This is a genomic window from Sodalis sp. C49 (genome assembly GCF_046352915.1).
Lineage (GTDB): Bacteria > Pseudomonadota > Gammaproteobacteria > Enterobacterales > Enterobacteriaceae > Acerihabitans.
In genome coordinates, this window is sequence record NZ_CP163303.1 from 276869 (window position 1) to 292872 (window position 16004).

General features: G+C 58.0%; 12 protein-coding genes. 3 read left to right on the forward strand and 9 right to left on the reverse strand.

Going from position 1 to position 16004, the window contains the following annotated elements; genetic code table 11:
• Window positions 1-24: 24 nt before the first annotated feature.
• Complete coding sequence (locus ABUK12_RS01170) at window positions 25-819, reverse strand: enoyl-CoA hydratase/isomerase family protein (protein WP_410014566.1); 795 nt, start codon at window positions 817-819, stop codon at window positions 25-27.
• Window positions 812-2026 carry a CaiB/BaiF CoA transferase family protein gene (locus ABUK12_RS01175; protein ID WP_410014567.1) on the reverse strand — a complete coding sequence of 405 codons (1215 nt, stop codon included), beginning with the start codon at window positions 2024-2026 and terminating at the stop codon, window positions 812-814. The genes ABUK12_RS01170 and ABUK12_RS01175 overlap by 8 nt, the downstream gene beginning before the upstream one ends.
• A 192-nt stretch (window positions 2027-2218) precedes the next feature.
• Here ABUK12_RS01175 and ABUK12_RS01180 point away from each other — a divergent pair, with 192 nt between their 5' ends.
• Window positions 2219-3334 carry a hypothetical protein gene (locus ABUK12_RS01180; protein WP_410014568.1) on the forward strand — a complete coding sequence of 372 codons (1116 nt, stop codon included), beginning with the start codon at window positions 2219-2221 and terminating at the stop codon, window positions 3332-3334.
• Between the two features lie 61 nt (window positions 3335-3395).
• On the opposite strand, the gene ABUK12_RS01185 is transcribed toward ABUK12_RS01180, so the two are convergent.
• A complete protein-coding gene (locus tag ABUK12_RS01185; protein WP_410014569.1) occupies window positions 3396-4055 on the reverse strand; it encodes a GntR family transcriptional regulator in 660 nt (219 codons plus the stop codon).
• A 322-nt stretch (window positions 4056-4377) separates the two neighbouring features.
• Here ABUK12_RS01185 and katG point away from each other — a divergent pair, with 322 nt between their 5' ends.
• Both katG and ABUK12_RS01195 read left to right on the forward strand, forming a co-directional pair.
• Window positions 4378-6588: a catalase/peroxidase HPI gene (katG, locus tag ABUK12_RS01190; protein WP_410014570.1), complete on the forward strand. Its 2211-nt coding sequence runs from the start codon at window positions 4378-4380 to the stop codon at window positions 6586-6588.
• Between the two features lie 706 nt (window positions 6589-7294).
• On the forward strand, window positions 7295-8503 hold the full coding sequence (locus ABUK12_RS01195; protein WP_410014571.1) for an aldose 1-epimerase family protein: 1209 nt from the start codon (window positions 7295-7297) through the stop codon (window positions 8501-8503).
• Between the two features lie 210 nt (window positions 8504-8713).
• On the opposite strand, the gene ABUK12_RS01200 is transcribed toward ABUK12_RS01195, so the two are convergent.
• The 6 genes from ABUK12_RS01200 to ABUK12_RS01225 all read right to left on the reverse strand — a co-directional run bounded on the left by ABUK12_RS01200 (window position 8714) and on the right by ABUK12_RS01225 (window position 15805).
• Entirely contained in the window at window positions 8714-9640 is a 927-nt protein-coding gene (locus ABUK12_RS01200) for a carbohydrate kinase family protein (RefSeq protein WP_410014572.1), read from the reverse strand.
• Complete coding sequence (locus ABUK12_RS01205; RefSeq protein WP_410014573.1) at window positions 9640-11007, reverse strand: hypothetical protein; 1368 nt, start codon at window positions 11005-11007, stop codon at window positions 9640-9642. The genes ABUK12_RS01200 and ABUK12_RS01205 overlap by 1 nt, the downstream gene beginning before the upstream one ends.
• A 75-nt stretch (window positions 11008-11082) precedes the next feature.
• Window positions 11083-12102 (reverse strand): ABC transporter permease subunit, encoded by a 1020-nt coding sequence (locus ABUK12_RS01210; RefSeq protein ID WP_410014574.1) that lies wholly within the window; start codon window positions 12100-12102, stop codon window positions 11083-11085.
• 1 nt (window position 12103) lies between these two features.
• Complete coding sequence (locus ABUK12_RS01215; RefSeq protein WP_410014575.1) at window positions 12104-13633, reverse strand: sugar ABC transporter ATP-binding protein; 1530 nt, start codon at window positions 13631-13633, stop codon at window positions 12104-12106.
• Between the two features lie 60 nt (window positions 13634-13693).
• Window positions 13694-14644: an ABC transporter substrate-binding protein gene (locus tag ABUK12_RS01220; protein WP_410014576.1), complete on the reverse strand. Its 951-nt coding sequence runs from the start codon at window positions 14642-14644 to the stop codon at window positions 13694-13696.
• An 84-nt stretch (window positions 14645-14728) separates the two neighbouring features.
• The gene (locus ABUK12_RS01225) at window positions 14729-15805 is read right to left on the reverse strand and encodes a LacI family DNA-binding transcriptional regulator (RefSeq protein ID WP_410014577.1); all 1077 of its coding nucleotides are present in this window, start codon (window positions 15803-15805) and stop codon (window positions 14729-14731) included.
• Window positions 15806-16004: the final 199 nt, after the last annotated feature.

Below are 16004 nucleotides of genomic sequence, written 5' to 3' on the forward strand. Positions count from 1 at the left end.
ACACGGACACCGGATAGTGAGGCGTTATTCCCCTTTGAAATGCGGCGTGCGTTTTTCTTTAAACGCGGCTTTACCTTCCCGTGCATCGTCGGTGTAAAAGCATAGGGTACGCAGGTCGCGCTCGTAGCGAACAGCCTGGTCGAGCGGCATATTGACCGCGGCGCGCATGTTCAGCTTCGCCGTCTGGGCCGCAATCGGCGGGCGTGACGCAATAGTGGAGGCCAGCGCTTTCACCGACGCCATCATCGCTTCGGCCGATTCAAACAATTCATCAACGATGCCCCATGCCAGCCCGGTGGCGGCGTCAACCGGATCGCCGGTGTAAAGCATGCGCGACGCGCGGGACGCGCCGATGGTTTTATTCAGGTACACCGCCATACCGCCGCCGCCGACCCAGCCCAACTTGATTTCCGGCGCGCCAAAAAGGGCATTACGGGTGCTGACGCGGATATCACAGCACAAAGCCAGCTCCAGGCCGCCCCCGAGGGCGTAACCGTTAATCGCGCAGATCGTGGGTTTGGTGATTTCCGCCATCGCGTCGCAGTGATCGTGTTTCATACGGTGGATCCACGGAGACGGGTAAGAATCCAGCTCTTTGATATCGCTGCCGCAGCAGAAGGCTTTAGGGCCGTTTGCCGTCAGTACCACCACGCGGACGTCAGGCGCTTCGTTACACCATGAAGCAAGTTTCGTGATGGCGACCGACATGGCGGGGGTGACGGCGTTCAGTTTTTCCGGGCGATTCAGCGCGATAATGGCGACGCTGTCCGCCAACGTAAACTGCACGTTGGGATCAATTTCAAAGTCGAACTCAGCCATCGATTTTCTCTCCATTGGTGCGGATGACCGTGCCGGTTTCCTTCAGGGCGGCGATTTGCTGCTCAGTGAAGCCCAGTTCGGCCAGGATTTCATCCGTATGCTGGCCGACAAACGGCGTCGGGCGATAGATGGAAGAGGGGGTTTTGCTGAATTTAATGGCGAAGCCCGGCGTCTTCACTTTCCCTTCGCTCGGATGGTCGTATTCGACGAAGGTTTCGTTGTGAATGACCTGCGGATCTTGCACCACGTCTTCATAACCGTAGACCTCACTGCTCCACAGTCCTTCCGCATCAAAAGCGGCCCGCCATTCTTTGGTGGTGCGCTCCCGCAGTTTTTCGCGGGTCACCCGGAAAATGAAATCGCGCTGAGGCAATGTATGCCCGTCGACTTCATCTTCCATGGTGTCGAATTCAGGCACGTCGAGGATTTTGCCGAGCGTGGGCAGGTGCGGCGTCACCAGGGTGATATAGCTGTCGGCCGTTTTAAACACACCATACGGCGCGCGGATATAACAGTGCCCGTGCGGTTCTTCGCTGCGGCGCTGCGGTTTGCGGCCCTGCGTGAATACGGTCATTTCCTGCATCTGGTTGGCGATGATCGCATCCAGCATGTTGACCTGGACCAACTGGCCTTCGCCGGTACGTTCACGGTGAAGGAGCGCCGCCAGCGCCCCTTCAAATGCGGTATACGCGGTAATGGCGTCGACCACGTACTGGCCGGAAGGTTGGGGCGGGGTACCGGCCGCACCGGTACTGAGCATGGCGCCGCTGAGCGACTGCAACAGTAAATCCTGGCCCGGGCGTTTTGAATAGGGACCGGTTTCCCCGTAGCCGGACATTGAAACATACACTAAATCCGGTTTTATTTTTTTCAGGGTTTCATAGTCCACGCCCAGACGCGCAGCGACACCCGGGCGATAGTTTTGAATAAAGACATCCGCTGTTTTAACCAGCTTATACAACAGCGCCTTGCCCTCTTCATCTTTCAGGTTCACGGCCAGGCTGCGCTTGTTACGGTTCAGGGACAGAAACGACGTGTTGATGACGTTTCCAAATGCGGCGCCGGCCGACGTGTGGCGTTGCCATTCGCCGGAGGTCGGCTCGACTTTAATCACATCGGCGCCCATATCCCCCATGCGCAGCGCCGCAAACGGCCCGGCCATCGCAATTGAACAGTCAAGTACCCGATACCCTTTAAGAATTGACATAAAACGACCTCTTGCTCTCAGAAACGCCGCCATCCGGGGCGGGGATGATTGATGGAAATAATTTAGGCGAAATTTATTAGATATTATATATAATATTTAAAAAAGTGTGATGATGATCGAAATTTCTATGCGTGCTAACCGATAGAATCAGGGTCAGTGTTTGGTATCTTATTAAATAATAAAGGAATTATAATGAAAACATTCAAAGGGTTAACCTGGGATCATCCGCGCGGCCACCGGCCTCTTCAGGCGTGGGCGCGAGAAGACGGTGCGGTAAAGGTGGACTGGGCTGTCCAGAAACTGGAAGGTTTTGAGTCCCATCCCATTGATGAGCTCGCCGAGAGATATGATTTCCTGATTGTCGATAATCCCGGCATCGGTGAAGCGGCGGAGAAAGGCTGTTTACGTCCCCTGGAGGCGTTTCTAAGCGAGGCGCAGTTATCCTTCCTGCGTAACAGCAGCGTAGGTCCCTCCTTTGACAGTTACCAGTATTACGGCCGGCACTGGGCCATTCCCATTGATGCCGCCGCCCAGGTTTGCGCGCTGGCCGGGCAGGCCGCCTCGGCCCAGCCGGACACCTGGCAGGAAGTCCTGCGTTTGAGCCGGTTAAACCCGGGACGGGTGGCGCTGTCGTTGGGCGGACCTCATGCGCTTTTGACATTTTATGCCATTAGCCTGTCGCTGGGGGGCACGCTTTTTTTGGGCAATGATTTTGTCCTGGATAAGGCGGTGGCGGCCCAGGCGCTGACATTTATGAGGGAGATTTATTCCTCTCAGCAGCCCGGGCTGGTTGATCTTAACCCCATCGGGTTGCTGGATGAAATGGCTCAGGGACGTGTTGACCTGTGTCCCGCCATTTTCGGTTATGTCAATTACGCCACGCCTGACGACGGCAGGCCCGTCAGCTTCGTTGACATTCCCCACTGCGGCGAACCGGCTATGCGTGGATCCATTTTGGGCGGGACCGGGCTGGCGATTTCCGTGCATTGCGGGCTAACGCCTGGTCTTATCGACCACATCATGCGGTATGTGTCAGAACGCGTACAGTCCACGCTGGTGGTTGAAAACGGCGGACAGCCCGCCAATGTCCGGGCATGGCATGATCACCATGCCAACGAACTGACGGGCAACTTTTTCCGCAACACGTTTTCAACCGTTGCCAATGCCTATGTCCGGCCAAAGTATCACGGCTACATCCCGTTCCAAGACAGTTCATCCGCCATCGTCCGCGATGGCCTGGTTAGCGGAAAACAGGCCGGGGATATCTTCGACGCCATCCGGGAAAACCACGGGCGCTACCTGCCCTGAGGAATATGCGGATTTATCCCTACGCCCGCCCGGCGGCGTTAGGGAAACTAAAGGGCGCGTTTTATCGGGCTGTGCTGTATGAGATTTGGCGGTCAAAGCCCAGGATGATGTGGTCCGCTGATTTACTGCGATACATTTCCGCGTCCCGCCGCTCTATGGCATCGATAATCTCATCATGCTCATCGCACAACAGTTGCAGGTCAGGCACGCCGCGCTCCTCGTGAAAGCGGCCCACCTGCGGTCCATAGTTCAGGGTGGCGTACATCTCGATAATTAAATCATTACGTGACGCAATGACAATGTGCTTATGAAATTCGGCATTAAGATTAATGAAATAACTGTACTGTTCATACCGGGGGCCATAATGGTGGGTACGCATGGAATCATTGAGCTGGCGAAGATAAGCGATTTCATCCGGCGTAATATTCGTAAGGACCATGTCGGCTATGGCAGGCTCAATCAGCAGGCGCGCCTGCTGCCACTGGGCAATATCCCGGGCGTCGGGTTTATCCGCCACCCGGAATCCTTTGTTATGCTCCAGTAAAATGAGTTTTTCTGCGGCGAGACGAAACAGCGCTTCCCTCACGGGTATGCCGCTGACGCCAAACCGTACGCTCAGATTTTTAACGATAAGCCGCTCACCGGATTTAAGCTGATTGGAAATGATCTCCTGCTTTAGCAGCTCATAAACTTTATGGCTGATGCTCTCGTGCTGCAGCATAGGGCCTCTACGGATTATACAAAATATATAATATCCTAACACTTATACTACTTACTGGCAATTTAACATATTGGCAACAAGCCGCCCTGATCAATATTTATCAATCCGCCTGGGCTTTTCTTATTTTGCGTCTCTGGCAGGGAATCCCTTTGCCATTAACTGGCAATATAGGCGCAGGGAAAGAACGCTTGCATGATTAACACCACAGAATGAACGCTGTAATCCTATGGAGAGGTCTATCAAATACATAGGGTAATACAGGTGTGACTGGGTTAAGTCCGCGTATAGAGTAGCAATGAGAATACATAAAAGGAGTATGGTCATGAGCAATTCGATTGATGAAGAAGCAAAAGACGCAAAGCCGATTGTTGAAGCAGAAAGAGAAGCATCAGAGAGTAAATGCCCTTTTCATGAAGGAAATTCCAATAAGGCATCCGGCGGAGGGACACATAATCGGGACTGGTGGCCTAACCAGCTCAGAGTCGACCTCCTGAATCAGCACTCAACCCGCTCTAACCCGTTGGACGAATCCTTTGATTACCGCCAGGAATTCGCCAAATTAGATTACTCCGCGCTCAAAGCCGACCTGAAAGCGCTGCTCACTGAGTCGCAACCCTGGTGGCCCGCCGACTGGGGCAGTTATATCGGTCTTTTCATCCGCTTGGCGTGGCATAGCGCCGGGACTTATCGCGCCGTCGACGGGCGCGGCGGCTCGGGACGCGGCCAGCAGCGCTTCGCACCGTTGAACTCCTGGCCAGATAATGTCAGCCTCGACAAGGCGCGCCGTTTGCTGTGGCCGGTGAAGCAAAAATACGGGCAAAAAATTTCCTGGGCCGACCTCTATATCCTTGCGGGCAACGTCGCTCTGGAAAACTCCGGTTTCCGTACCTTTGGCTTTGGTGCCGGGCGCGAAGACGTATGGGAACCCGATCTGGACGTGAACTGGGGCGGCGAGACAACCTGGCTTGAACACCGCCATCCTGAATCGCTGGCGCAATCGCCGCTGGGCGCAACGGAAATGGGGCTGATTTACGTCAATCCCGAAGGCCCCAACCACAGTGGTGATCCCGCCTCGGCCGCCCCGGCTATCCGCGCCACCTTCGGCAATATGGGGATGAACGATGAAGAGACCGTTGCGTTAATCGCCGGCGGCCATACGCTGGGCAAAACGCATGGCGCAGGTCCCGCCAGCCATGTCGGCGTTGACCCTGAAACCGCGGCTATTGAAGCGCAAGGCCTGGGCTGGGCGAGCAGTTTTGGCTCGGGTGCCGGGGCTGATGCCATCACCTCCGGTCTGGAAGTGATCTGGTCGCAGACGCCGACGCAGTGGAGCCATAACTTCTTCGAAAATCTGTTTAAATATGAGTGGGTACAGACGCGCAGTCCGGCGGGCGCTATCCAGTTTGAAGCGGTTAATGCGCCGCAGAGTATTCCTGATGCCTTTGATGCCGAAAAAAAACGCAAACCCACCATGCTGGTCACCGATCTGACGCTTCGTTTCGATCCGGAGTTTGAAAAGATAGCGCGTCGTTTCCATGACGATCCCCAGGCTTTCAACGAAGCCTTTGCCCGGGCGTGGTTCAAGCTGACTCACAGGGATATGGGACCCAAGGCGCGTTATATCGGGCCCGAGGTGCCAAAAGAAGACTTAATCTGGCAGGATCCGCTGCCGCTGCCGGTCTATCACCCGACCAGCGCCGATATCGCACTGCTGAAAGAAAAAATTGCCGCATCCGGCCTGAGCGCCGGTGAACTGGCCTCGGTGGCATGGGCTTCGGCATCAACCTTCCGCGGCGGCGACAAACGGGGCGGCGCAAACGGGGCACGGCTGGCGCTGCTACCGCAAAGAGAATGGGACGTGAACGTCATTGCCGCCCGCGTCCTGCCCACGCTGGAAGCCATTCAGCAGTCATTGCAAAAAGCTTCCCTGGCGGATGTGATCGTGCTGGCCGGCGTGGTCGGTGTAGAACGGGCGGCGAAAGCGGCCGGCGTTGAGATTGATGTGCCTTTCACCCCAGGTCGTGTGGATGCCCGCCAGGATCAGACTGATATCGCCATGTTCGAATTGCTTAAACCAAAAGCGGATGGTTTCCGTAACTATCGCGGTGTTTTCGACAGTACATCGACTGAGGATCTCCTGATCGACAAGGCACAGCAGCTTACCCTCACCGTGCCGGAATTAACGGTGCTCATCGGGGGTTTACGGGCGCTTGGAACAAACTACGATGGCAGCCAGCTTGGCGTGTTTACAAATAACCTGGGTGAACTTAATACTGACTTCTTTGTAAATCTACTGGATATGGCCATTGAATGGAGAGCCATCGACTCCTCAGGTGAACGATTCGAGGGGCGCTATCGCGCCAGTGGCGAGGTCAAATACAGTGCAACGCGCGCCGACCTGGTATTTGGCTCTAATGCCGTATTACGTGCATCAGCAGAGGTTTACGCCAGCAGTGATGCCAAAGAAAAGTTTGTTAAAGACTTTGTCGCGGCCTGGACGAAGGTGATGAATCTGGATCGATTCGACTTATAAAAATTGTTGACCGGCAGCAACGATAGAGATCGCCTGGTAAAAAGCCCGTTTCAGGGAACTGACGCGGGCTTTTCTATGTCTGGTGATGCGAAAAGAGCCTGTGCCCGTAAGCGGGCCGGAAGACGGGTGAGTGCCTATCATGCGCCTGAAGAATAACCGGCTTATGCTGGCTGACAAGACCTGCGGCCTGGCGCTACGTTTATCGGCTGACCAGAAATGGCACCTTGTTTTTCCGCATTGCCGATAAACCTCACAGAAGTTCCTGTGCCTACAAGGCTTACGGCTGGCGAATCAAAGCCCGATTCGTCAGCCGGCACAAAAGGGCGCCTGACAGGGGAAAACGGCGCCGGGCTTCCCAGTCTTTGCGCCCGTTAGTTTTCCCGGGAGGAGAAACACCTGTGCGTCAGTTTCAGCCTAAACCATCCCTGACCCGCTTTTGGTTAACGCCTCGTCATTTCTACCCGGCGCACACGTCCGGGCCACATCAGTAATAATTTAGCTGAAACGATAAAGCAAATGTTGTTGTATAACGCAAATATAAAGTAATGCATCGATGTTATTTCATTATTATTGCGATATGAACCCCATTTTTATCGCATTTTTAGTTCACTTTTCTATCAGGTGAAGCTCATCACATTTCTTTAACCTGCTTGCCAGTAGATTTTCTTAGGCAAAACAATAATCGATTCAGCAAAAGGGAAGAGAAATGAAAACTAAACTGGCTTTAACGGTACTTGCAGTCATGATTTCGGGTCATGCCGCGGCTAAAACCTGGGTGCTGACAAGTGCTGAAGTGGGCGCTGAAAAGGGAAACTGGAAGATTTCAAGCACAGAGCTGAAGGTAAAGGATAAGACGTTCAGCATTGAACAGAAAGTGCTGCATGGCGGTAAACAAGAAGGCAGCAAAGTGATTGTCATCAGCAGCAAAGATGGCCTCACCATTACCCTGAGTCCAACCCGCGGGATGAACCTGCTGCGGGTTGAAGGCTTCGGTTCGAAAATGGGCTGGGATTCCCCCGTCAAAGAGGTGGTCAACCCGGCGTTTATCAATCTGGAAAGCCGCAATGGGGTGGGCTGGCTGGAAGGTTTTAATGAAATGATAGTCCGCTGTGGCTATGAATGGACCGGTCATCCGGTTACCGCAGACGGTCAAATCTACACGCTGCATGGTAAAGCGGGCAACACCCCGGCCTCACAGGTGGAAGTGGAGGTGGCGGATACGGCGCCCTATGAAATTCATATTCGTGGCCTGATCAAGGAAAGCACCTTCAAGAAAGCCGATTTGCAGACCATGACCGAACTGCGCTATGTGCCCGGTAGCAACAGTTTCAGCCTGCATGACGTCTTAACCAACCATGCGGATTATCCCCACGATTACCAGATTATCTATCACAGCAATTTCGGCGCGCCGATTCTGGAAAACGGCGCGCGCTTCCTGGCGCCGATGGCCAGTATCAGTCCGTTTAACGATTATGCCAAAGACGGACTGAAGACATGGCAAACCTTTGCCGGTCCGACCAAAGGGTTTGATGAAATGGTCTTTAACATCAGGCCGCTATCCGACCAGAACCACCAATCACTGGCGGCAGTCGTGAACAAAGAGGGAGATCAGGGCGCATCCATCCAGTTCGATACCCGTCAGTTACCCGTACTGACGTTATGGAAGAATACCGATACGGTAAAACAGGGGTATGTAACGGGTATCGAACCAGGCACCAGCTATGCTTACCCGGTCACCATCGAGCGTGAGCAAAAACGCGTTAAGCAACTGCAGCCGGGAGCCAGCACCCAGTTTGATCTGACCTATACATTACTGCACGGCAAAGAGCAGGTCGCAGACGTTGAGAAGAAGATTGCGGCTATTCAGGGCGAGACCAAAATCGATGAAAACGCCGTGCCGATAGCGAAGGAGTAAATCGCCAGGCTAATGCTCCCGGAAGTCCAAATCCGGGAGCACAATGACAGGGATTGCGGTATCAGCGTTTGCGGAGCAGGCATATCAGGGGGCCGGGCATGATTTTTTCGTGCCATGCCAGCATGCTAAGTCGGTTAAACGAAGATGAGGCATTTTCCTGCCAGCGCCACGATGCGTCCCGCACGCTGGGCCATTCCCCGTGGCGCCGTCTCACCACGCGACAACTTCATCAGCCCAAGGCGGATTCGCCCCCGCGCGCGACACGGTAATCGCGGCCGCGCCAACCCCGAGCGCCAGCGCGGCGCGCATCTGCTCCTCGTTCAGTCCGGCAATGGCCGCCTTGGTCAGCAACCCCTGGGCGTGCAGGCTGGCCAGTATCCCGGCATTTACCGTATCTCCGGCTCCCACCGTATCCACCACGGGCACCTTGACCCCCGGAATATGCACCCTGGCGGCGGCCGAATAGGCGTCGGCGCCGGCAGCGCCGCGGGTGATGACCATCAGGCTTGGACCGCGCGCCAGCCAGCGGCCGGCAATCTCCTCGTCGCTGCCGCTTTCCCCGAACCAGGCTAAATCCTCGTCGGAGAGTTTGACGATATCCGCCAGGGCCATCATGCGTTGCAGGCGGGCAAGATAGGTCTCCCGGTCGGCGATGAAGTTGGCGCGGATATTCGGGTCGAGGAACATCACCCGTTGCGGCGCGTCACGCGCCATCAGGGCTTCATAGACGCTGCCGCAAGGCTCGGCGATCAGGCTAATGCCACCGAACAGCAGGGCGGTCGCCTCTTGCGTGGCCGGCAGATCGCTTTCCGTCAGCATGCGGCCCGCGGTATTCTCGTCATAGAAGGTATAGCGCGCCTGGCCCTCAACCAATTGCGCAAACGCCAGCGTGGTCGGGAGCGCGGAGCAGGCCGCATGCGTGCCATCGACATTGGCGCGCGACAGGGCGTCGCGCAGTATCCCGCCCATAAAATCGGATGACAGACCGGAGAACAACCCCGTCGGCACCCCGAGCCGCCCAAGGGCTATCGCGGTATTGAACGCCGCGCCGCCGGGGCAGGGAAGAAAGGCGGCTTCCCCGCCCGCGGTAACGCGGGGCAACATATCTATCAGCGCTTCGCCGCAACATAAAATCATCAGCGTTCTCCTTCACCCACCGTGACCACCGGCGGTGTTTCAAGCTGGTCGGCAACTTGCATCCAGCATGCGGCGAAATGACCGTAAGCGGTTTTGATCGCCACCCCGGTCGGCAGTTCCGGGCATTCATTCTCGCCGTTGCTGCCCCAGTTCACCCAGCCGGACTGGCGGCGCTGCACAATTTGAAAGGCGCCGGAGGGGCGTGAAGTCCACCAGACCATGGCGCGGCCCGCGTCCTGGTGGTATTCCACCGTTTTGCTGGCCGGTCCCGGGAAAATCGTTTCATGCGCCATGGCGGAGACATCCACCGCCTGGTCCGTCAAGACCCAGGGGCGGTCATTCAGATCGGCGCTGACGTGCGCGCGGGCTCTTACCCGGGCCAGCCTGTCCCGCAGTTCGTCTTCGTCGAGCACGTTTTCCCAGGCGCAGAACAGGCGCCAGTAGAGATCCCAGTGGGCCGACGCCATATCCGCCAGCCGGGCGCGGAACTCTTCAAATTTCGGGCTGTGATTCGCTGAGTTGGCCACCGTATCGGCCACCATCGCCACCAGTTCCCCGGCGTAGGGATCGCCGGCGCGATAGCGCGTTCCACCGTAGGCGGCGAAGCGATCAAATACCAGCTGTCCCGGGCCGCCTTCAAACTCATCGCCGACAGTGATTTTATCGGTTACCGAGCGGCCGTTGATCTCGGTCTGGAAGCTATCGACCCGGTAGCGGCGCTGAAAGAAGGGTGTTTTATAAAAAAATTGCCAGTCGATGCTAAAGCGCTTGCCGCGTAATTCCGGCAGCAGACCGTCGGGGATCACCCCATGCATGCGGTAATGATGCAGTACCGGTCCGCATTCCACGGTTTCAATGGCCACCGTGGTATGTTCGGGGGGGTTGATCAGCCCGTTTTCCGGAGTGAAAAAGGGGCCATAGAATCCGCCGATGGCGTTATTCCCGGACGGCAGCAGCTCAAAACCATCCCCGGCGGCGCGGAAATGGCGGATGCCCCACTTCGATGAACCCGCCCCCTGGGCGGTGCCGCGGCACAGTTCAAGATCGAAGGCGCCGGTATCGAGGCGCGCGAAGCAGTCGATTTCTTTGCCGGGCAGCGGCTGAATACCGCCGAACCGCGCGGCTTCCACCACCGTACAGGGCCGCTCGAGGGTGAAACGAAGCCGGCCGGTAAAGCTGACGGTAGCGATAAAGCGGGTGCGGCCATGGCCTGAACCGGCGGCGAGCCGCTGGCAGAGCACCGGCTCGCCACTGTCGGTGGCGGCCAGCCACAGGTCGCCGGCAACATCCCGTTCGATGGCGAATATCACGGGTTCATGCACCCGCTGCCCGGAAAGCGGATCCGTGACGGTAATGGTATCTGACATGCAGGGTCTCCATAACAAGAGGCATAGGGTCCGCTGCCGCGACAGCGGACTGAGTAAGGGAACATGCAGGCGGCGTTATGACGGCGGGGTTTTTTGCCGGCGCCAGAAGGTGAACAGCTCCGGGCGCTGTTTAAGCCCGTCGATGGCCACCGCCAGGATAATAACGATTCCTTTGATCAGCAGTTGGGTGAAGAAGGGGACGCTGAGGAGGATAAGCCCGGTGCTCAGCACGCCAAGAATAATGGAGCCGATCAGCGTGCCGATAATTCGTCCGCGTCCGCCCGACAGGCTGGTGCCCCCCAGCACCACCGCGGCGATGGCGTCCAGTTCATAACCGGTGCCCGCCGTGGGCTGGGCCGAGATAACCCGCGCCGCAAAGATAATGCCCGCCAGGCCCGAGCAGATGCCGGCAATAACATACACGGAGGTGGTAATGCGATTGACTCGCACCCCGGCCAGGCGGGCCGCCTGGGCATTGCCGCCCACCGCGTACAGGTGGCGCCCGTAGCGGGTGCGCTCCAGGATAAACCACGCCAGCACATACACCACGGCCATGATGATCACCGGGATTGGGATGCCGGCCAGGTAGCCGTTGCCAAGTTCGCGAAAGCTCAGGCTGCTTGACACAATGGGCTGGCCTTCGGTGATGGTGTAGGCCAGTCCGCGTAAAAATGTCATGGTGCCCAGGGTAACAATAAACGGCGCCAGCGACAGGTAGGCCGTCAGCGTGCCGTTGATAAGCCCGCAGGCGGCTCCGGCGAGGGTGCCGGCGAGAATCGCCACCGGCGCCGGCCAGCCGGCCATGGCCGCCACCACGGACACTACGCCTGAGACGGCGACAATAGAGCCGACGGACAAATCAATCCCGCCGGTCAGGATCACAAAAGTCAGTCCCGCCGCCAGGATCGCGTTCACGGATATGGAGCGGGCGATATTCAGCAGATTGTCCACCCGATTGAAATTCGGGGCGAACAGCGACATCAGTAGCACCAGCGCCAGCAACACCATCAGTATTCCCACCCGATCCCACCAGCGGGCAAAATCAAACGGCGCCCGGGCGGCCGGCGTTGCGGAAACAGGATTCTCTTTGTTCATATTACCCACCTTCACTTTCTTCCGGCTGACCGGCAAACGTCCCCGTGGCGTGAAGCATCACGATCTCTTCCGTCGCCGTTGCCGAGGACATTTCATGGACGATGCGTCCGTTACGCATCACGAGAAGCCGATCGCTGATACCGATGGCTTCGGGTAAATCGGATGAAATCACCAGCACCGCTTTTCCGGCCCGGGCCAGCTGATCGATAAGCTCATAAATTTCCCGCTTGGCCCCGATGTCGACCCCGCGGGTGGGCTCGTCAAGGATCAGCAGCCGGGAATCGCGCAGCAGCCAGCGCGCCAGCGCCGCCTTTTGCTGGTTGCCGCCGGATAAGTCCTTTACCGGCAGGTCGAGTGCGTTGAGCCGCAGCCGCAGCCGGGTCATCTGTTGGGTAACGGCGGCGCGCACGGCGCCCTGCCTGATCACGCCGGCGGTGACGTAGCGGTCAAGCGAGCTGAGCGCGATATTGCGCTCAACGGAATGGTCCAGAAACAGCCCCTGCGCCTTGCGATCCTCGGATACCATGCCGATCCCATCGGCAATCGCGGCGGTTGGATCGGCGGGGGCGCTTTCCTGTCCCGCCAGACGCACCGTACCCGCCGTGCGCGGGTCGGCGCCGAACAGCAGTCGGCCGATTTCGGTCCGCCCCGAGCCGATAAGCCCGGCCATGCACACCACCTCACCGGCCCGTACCTGAAAAGTCACCGGACCGACCTTATCTCCCGCCAGGCCGGTCACACCCAGCAGGACTTTCCCGGGCACGCGGGCGTCATGTTGATAAAGATCAATGATTTGCCGCCCCACCATCATGCGCACCACCTCGGCGGGAGAGATATCGCGCATGTCCCGGGTGCCCACCCAGCCGCCGTCGCGAAACACCGTGACGCGATGCGCCAACTGCCAGACTTCCTCCATACGATGCGAGATGTAAATCATGCCCACGCCCGCGCGGCTCATTTGGTTAATGATGCCGTAGAGCGCCTGCGCTTCAGTGCGGGACAGGGCGGCCGTCGGCTCGTCAAGCACCAGGACGCGCGCATCCTCGCTGACGGCGCGGGCAATCTCCACCATCTGCTGCCGGCCGATGCTCAGCGCACCGAGCGGCTGGCGGGGATCAATATCCGCCTGGATGCGCTCCAGTTTTTGCCGTGCCTCCCGGTACATCCGTTCCCGATCCAGCCACCCCAGGCGGGTCAGTGGCTCCTGGCCCAGCGCCAGGTTTTCGGCCACCGTCATATCCGGCACCGTGTTAAGCTCCTGGTGGATGATGGCGATGCCGTTGCTGCGCGCATCGCGCGGCGATCGGATAGCGATAGCATTACCGTCGATCAGGATGCGACCGCTATCGCGCGCCACATTGCCGGCCAGGATCTTCATCAGCGTCGACTTGCCCGCGCCGTTCTCGCCCATCAGGGCGTGGACTTCCCCGGCCCGCAATTCGAAGCGGACATCATTTAGCGCCAGCGTGGCGCCATAGCGTTTCGAGATCCCCTCAAGCTGTAAAAGGGGGTGTGCCGTTCTGTCAGCCATCGTCCTCACCCTGCGGAATAGGCCGCGTCGCCCATCCCGCCCGTGTTGATGTTTCGCCGCTTACCAGCCCGGGTAGCCGGCCACGTTGTCGCGCGTGACCAGCACGCTGGGAATAAGAACGGTGCGCGCGGCAACCGGTTTGCCAGCCGCGATATCCTGGGCAATCTTAATGGCCTGGTGCACCATTTCCCCCGGATTCTGCGTGGCGGTGCCGATAAAGGGCGAGCCTGATCGCTTGAGCTCGTCCACTGCCTCCGGGCTGCCGTCGACGCCTGTGACCTTAATACCTCCCGCCTTGCCCGCCTGTTCCACCGCCAGCACGGCGCCCAGGGCTGAGGGGTCGTTCATGCCGAAAATACCGGTGACGTCGGGGTGGGCGGTCAGCATATCGGTGGTCACCGCCAGTCCGGAGGCCCGGTCGTTGCGGGAAGACTGTTGCCCGACAATCTTGATGCCGGGGTATTTTTGGGCGACGTTTTTACAGCCCTTAATGCGATCTATAATGGTCTGGATAGGCGTACCGTCCACCAGCAGGACTTCCCCCTTGCCGCCCATTTGGGTAAATAAGTAGTCACAGGACTTTTCCCCGGCCTGCACGGCGTTGGTCATAACGGCGGCGTCCGCCCCTTTGGCCGGGGTATCCACTGCAATCACAATGATGCCGGCGGCTTTGGCCCGTTCGATAGCCGGCTCGATACCGGATTCATCCACAGCGGAAATCACGATCAGATCCACCCCCTGCTGAATAAAAGCGTCGATCTGGGTATTCTGGTTGGACAGATCCAGCTGGGCGTCCTGGACGTTCAGCGTCGCGCCGATCTCGCCGGCCATTTTTTTGCCGCCTTTGGTCATGGCGGAAAAAAATGGATTCGACATGTCCTGGACCATTAACCCGATGCGGGCGATCTTTTTCGGCGCGGCCTGCGCCTGGACCGCGGGCGCCAGGCTGAGCGTGGCGGCGACCACGGCGGCGACGGCCACGGACAGACATGTTTTATGGATTATTTTCATTCGATTCCCCTTCACTTCACGTATTGTTGGATAGCACAGGTGTAGGTACAGCGCGCCGGGACATCCTGCAAAGGCGTTGCCCGGTTACGACTCTTCTTTCTTTTTGGACGCGGCGGGAAAACCGCAGCCGCAGGACTGGCGGACGATAAGCTCCGCCGGTACCTGCTGTTGATACTCGCGCCGGAATACGGGCAAGGGCGTCGCGTTTTGCGGCCCGGTTTGCTCACCGATCAGCGCCACCAGCATTTCGGCCGCGCGCCGGCCGATCTCTTCGCTGTGTTCGTTCAGGGTGGTAAGCGGTGGGTTAAGCAGCGGCGCCCAGTCGAATTCGTCATAGCCGACCAGCGCCATGTCGGCGGGAATGGCGATCCGGCGGTCCTGCAGGAGTTTTAACGCCCCCAGCAGCAAGGGGTTGTTGCCGGCAATCAGCACGTCCGGCAGCCGCGCGGTTTGTTCCAGGTACTGTCCGAGCATGGCATATGCCGAGTGCGTGTCGTTATCGGTTTCCAGCACCACCAGCCGGGCGTCATGGCGGCGGGCCGCTTCGCGTATGCCGCGTTCGCGCTCAAAGCGCGTGGTCCATTTTTCCGGATAGATCAGGAACAGCCATTCGCGATAGCCGTGCCCGGCCAGATGGTCTCCCACCAGCAGGCTGGCGTTATAGTTATCGGTGGTGACGCTGGGATGGCTGTTTTCACCCAGGGGGGCCGAGTCAACAAAAACGATGGGGATCCCCCATGTTTCCAGCAGCCTGATGTTGTCGGGGCTCAGCGTCAGCGTGGCAATCACGCCGGCCATGCGCGACTCGATTAGCCGCTTGATCATCCGGTCTTCAAGGCAGGGATCGTACACGCCGTCCACCGCGACATCGCCCACCACCACCGTCCAGTTCGAGGGCCGCAGCGTTTGCTGGATGCCGGACATCAGGTTGAGGTAATAAGAGTTTGACGCGTGGGCGGTGATCACCGCCACCGAATCCCGGCTGGACCGGCGCAATTCCTGCGCCGCCCGATTGGGAACATAACCCAGTTCCCGCGCCGTCCGCAGGATCATGTTGCGGCTCTCCTCCGACACGCCTTCACCGCCGTTAAGCGCCTTGGATACCGTAAACATGGATAAACCCGTGGCTTGGCTGATGTCCCGCATAGTGACTTTTCGCATGGGCATTTTCTGGTCTCAATGGCCGTTTTCACACCGACCTAAACGTTTATGTTGTTAAGCTAAACGTTTAGTTAGCCGTTTTCAGTGAGCAAAATCTCGTTTTCGGCGCTTTTTTACCCAGGGTAACGCGATGTGACGGCCACGACTGCCTTAGGATACTGTGGTCCAGGCGCGTATCCGCGCCGCGAGCGGTGAGCTA

Coding starts and splice junctions, on each gene's coding strand:
- ABUK12_RS01170 (WP_410014566.1), bottom strand. CDS start 819: ATGGCTGAGTTCGACTTTGAAATTGATCCCAACGTGCAGTTTACGTTG.
- ABUK12_RS01195 (WP_410014571.1), top strand. CDS start 7,295: ATGAAAACTAAACTGGCTTTAACGGTACTTGCAGTCATGATTTCGGGT.
- ABUK12_RS01220 (WP_410014576.1), bottom strand. CDS start 14,644: ATGAAAATAATCCATAAAACATGTCTGTCCGTGGCCGTCGCCGCCGTG.
- ABUK12_RS01205 (WP_410014573.1), bottom strand. CDS start 11,007: ATGTCAGATACCATTACCGTCACGGATCCGCTTTCCGGGCAGCGGGTG.
- ABUK12_RS01175 (WP_410014567.1), bottom strand. CDS start 2,026: ATGTCAATTCTTAAAGGGTATCGGGTACTTGACTGTTCAATTGCGATG.
- ABUK12_RS01225 (WP_410014577.1), bottom strand. CDS start 15,805: ATGCGAAAAGTCACTATGCGGGACATCAGCCAAGCCACGGGTTTATCC.
- ABUK12_RS01215 (WP_410014575.1), bottom strand. CDS start 13,633: ATGGCTGACAGAACGGCACACCCCCTTTTACAGCTTGAGGGGATCTCG.
- ABUK12_RS01200 (WP_410014572.1), bottom strand. CDS start 9,640: ATGATTTTATGTTGCGGCGAAGCGCTGATAGATATGTTGCCCCGCGTT.
- ABUK12_RS01180 (WP_410014568.1), top strand. CDS start 2,219: ATGAAAACATTCAAAGGGTTAACCTGGGATCATCCGCGCGGCCACCGG.
- ABUK12_RS01185 (WP_410014569.1), bottom strand. CDS start 4,055: ATGCTGCAGCACGAGAGCATCAGCCATAAAGTTTATGAGCTGCTAAAG.
- ABUK12_RS01210 (WP_410014574.1), bottom strand. CDS start 12,102: ATGAACAAAGAGAATCCTGTTTCCGCAACGCCGGCCGCCCGGGCGCCG.
- katG (WP_410014570.1), top strand. CDS start 4,378: ATGAGCAATTCGATTGATGAAGAAGCAAAAGACGCAAAGCCGATTGTT.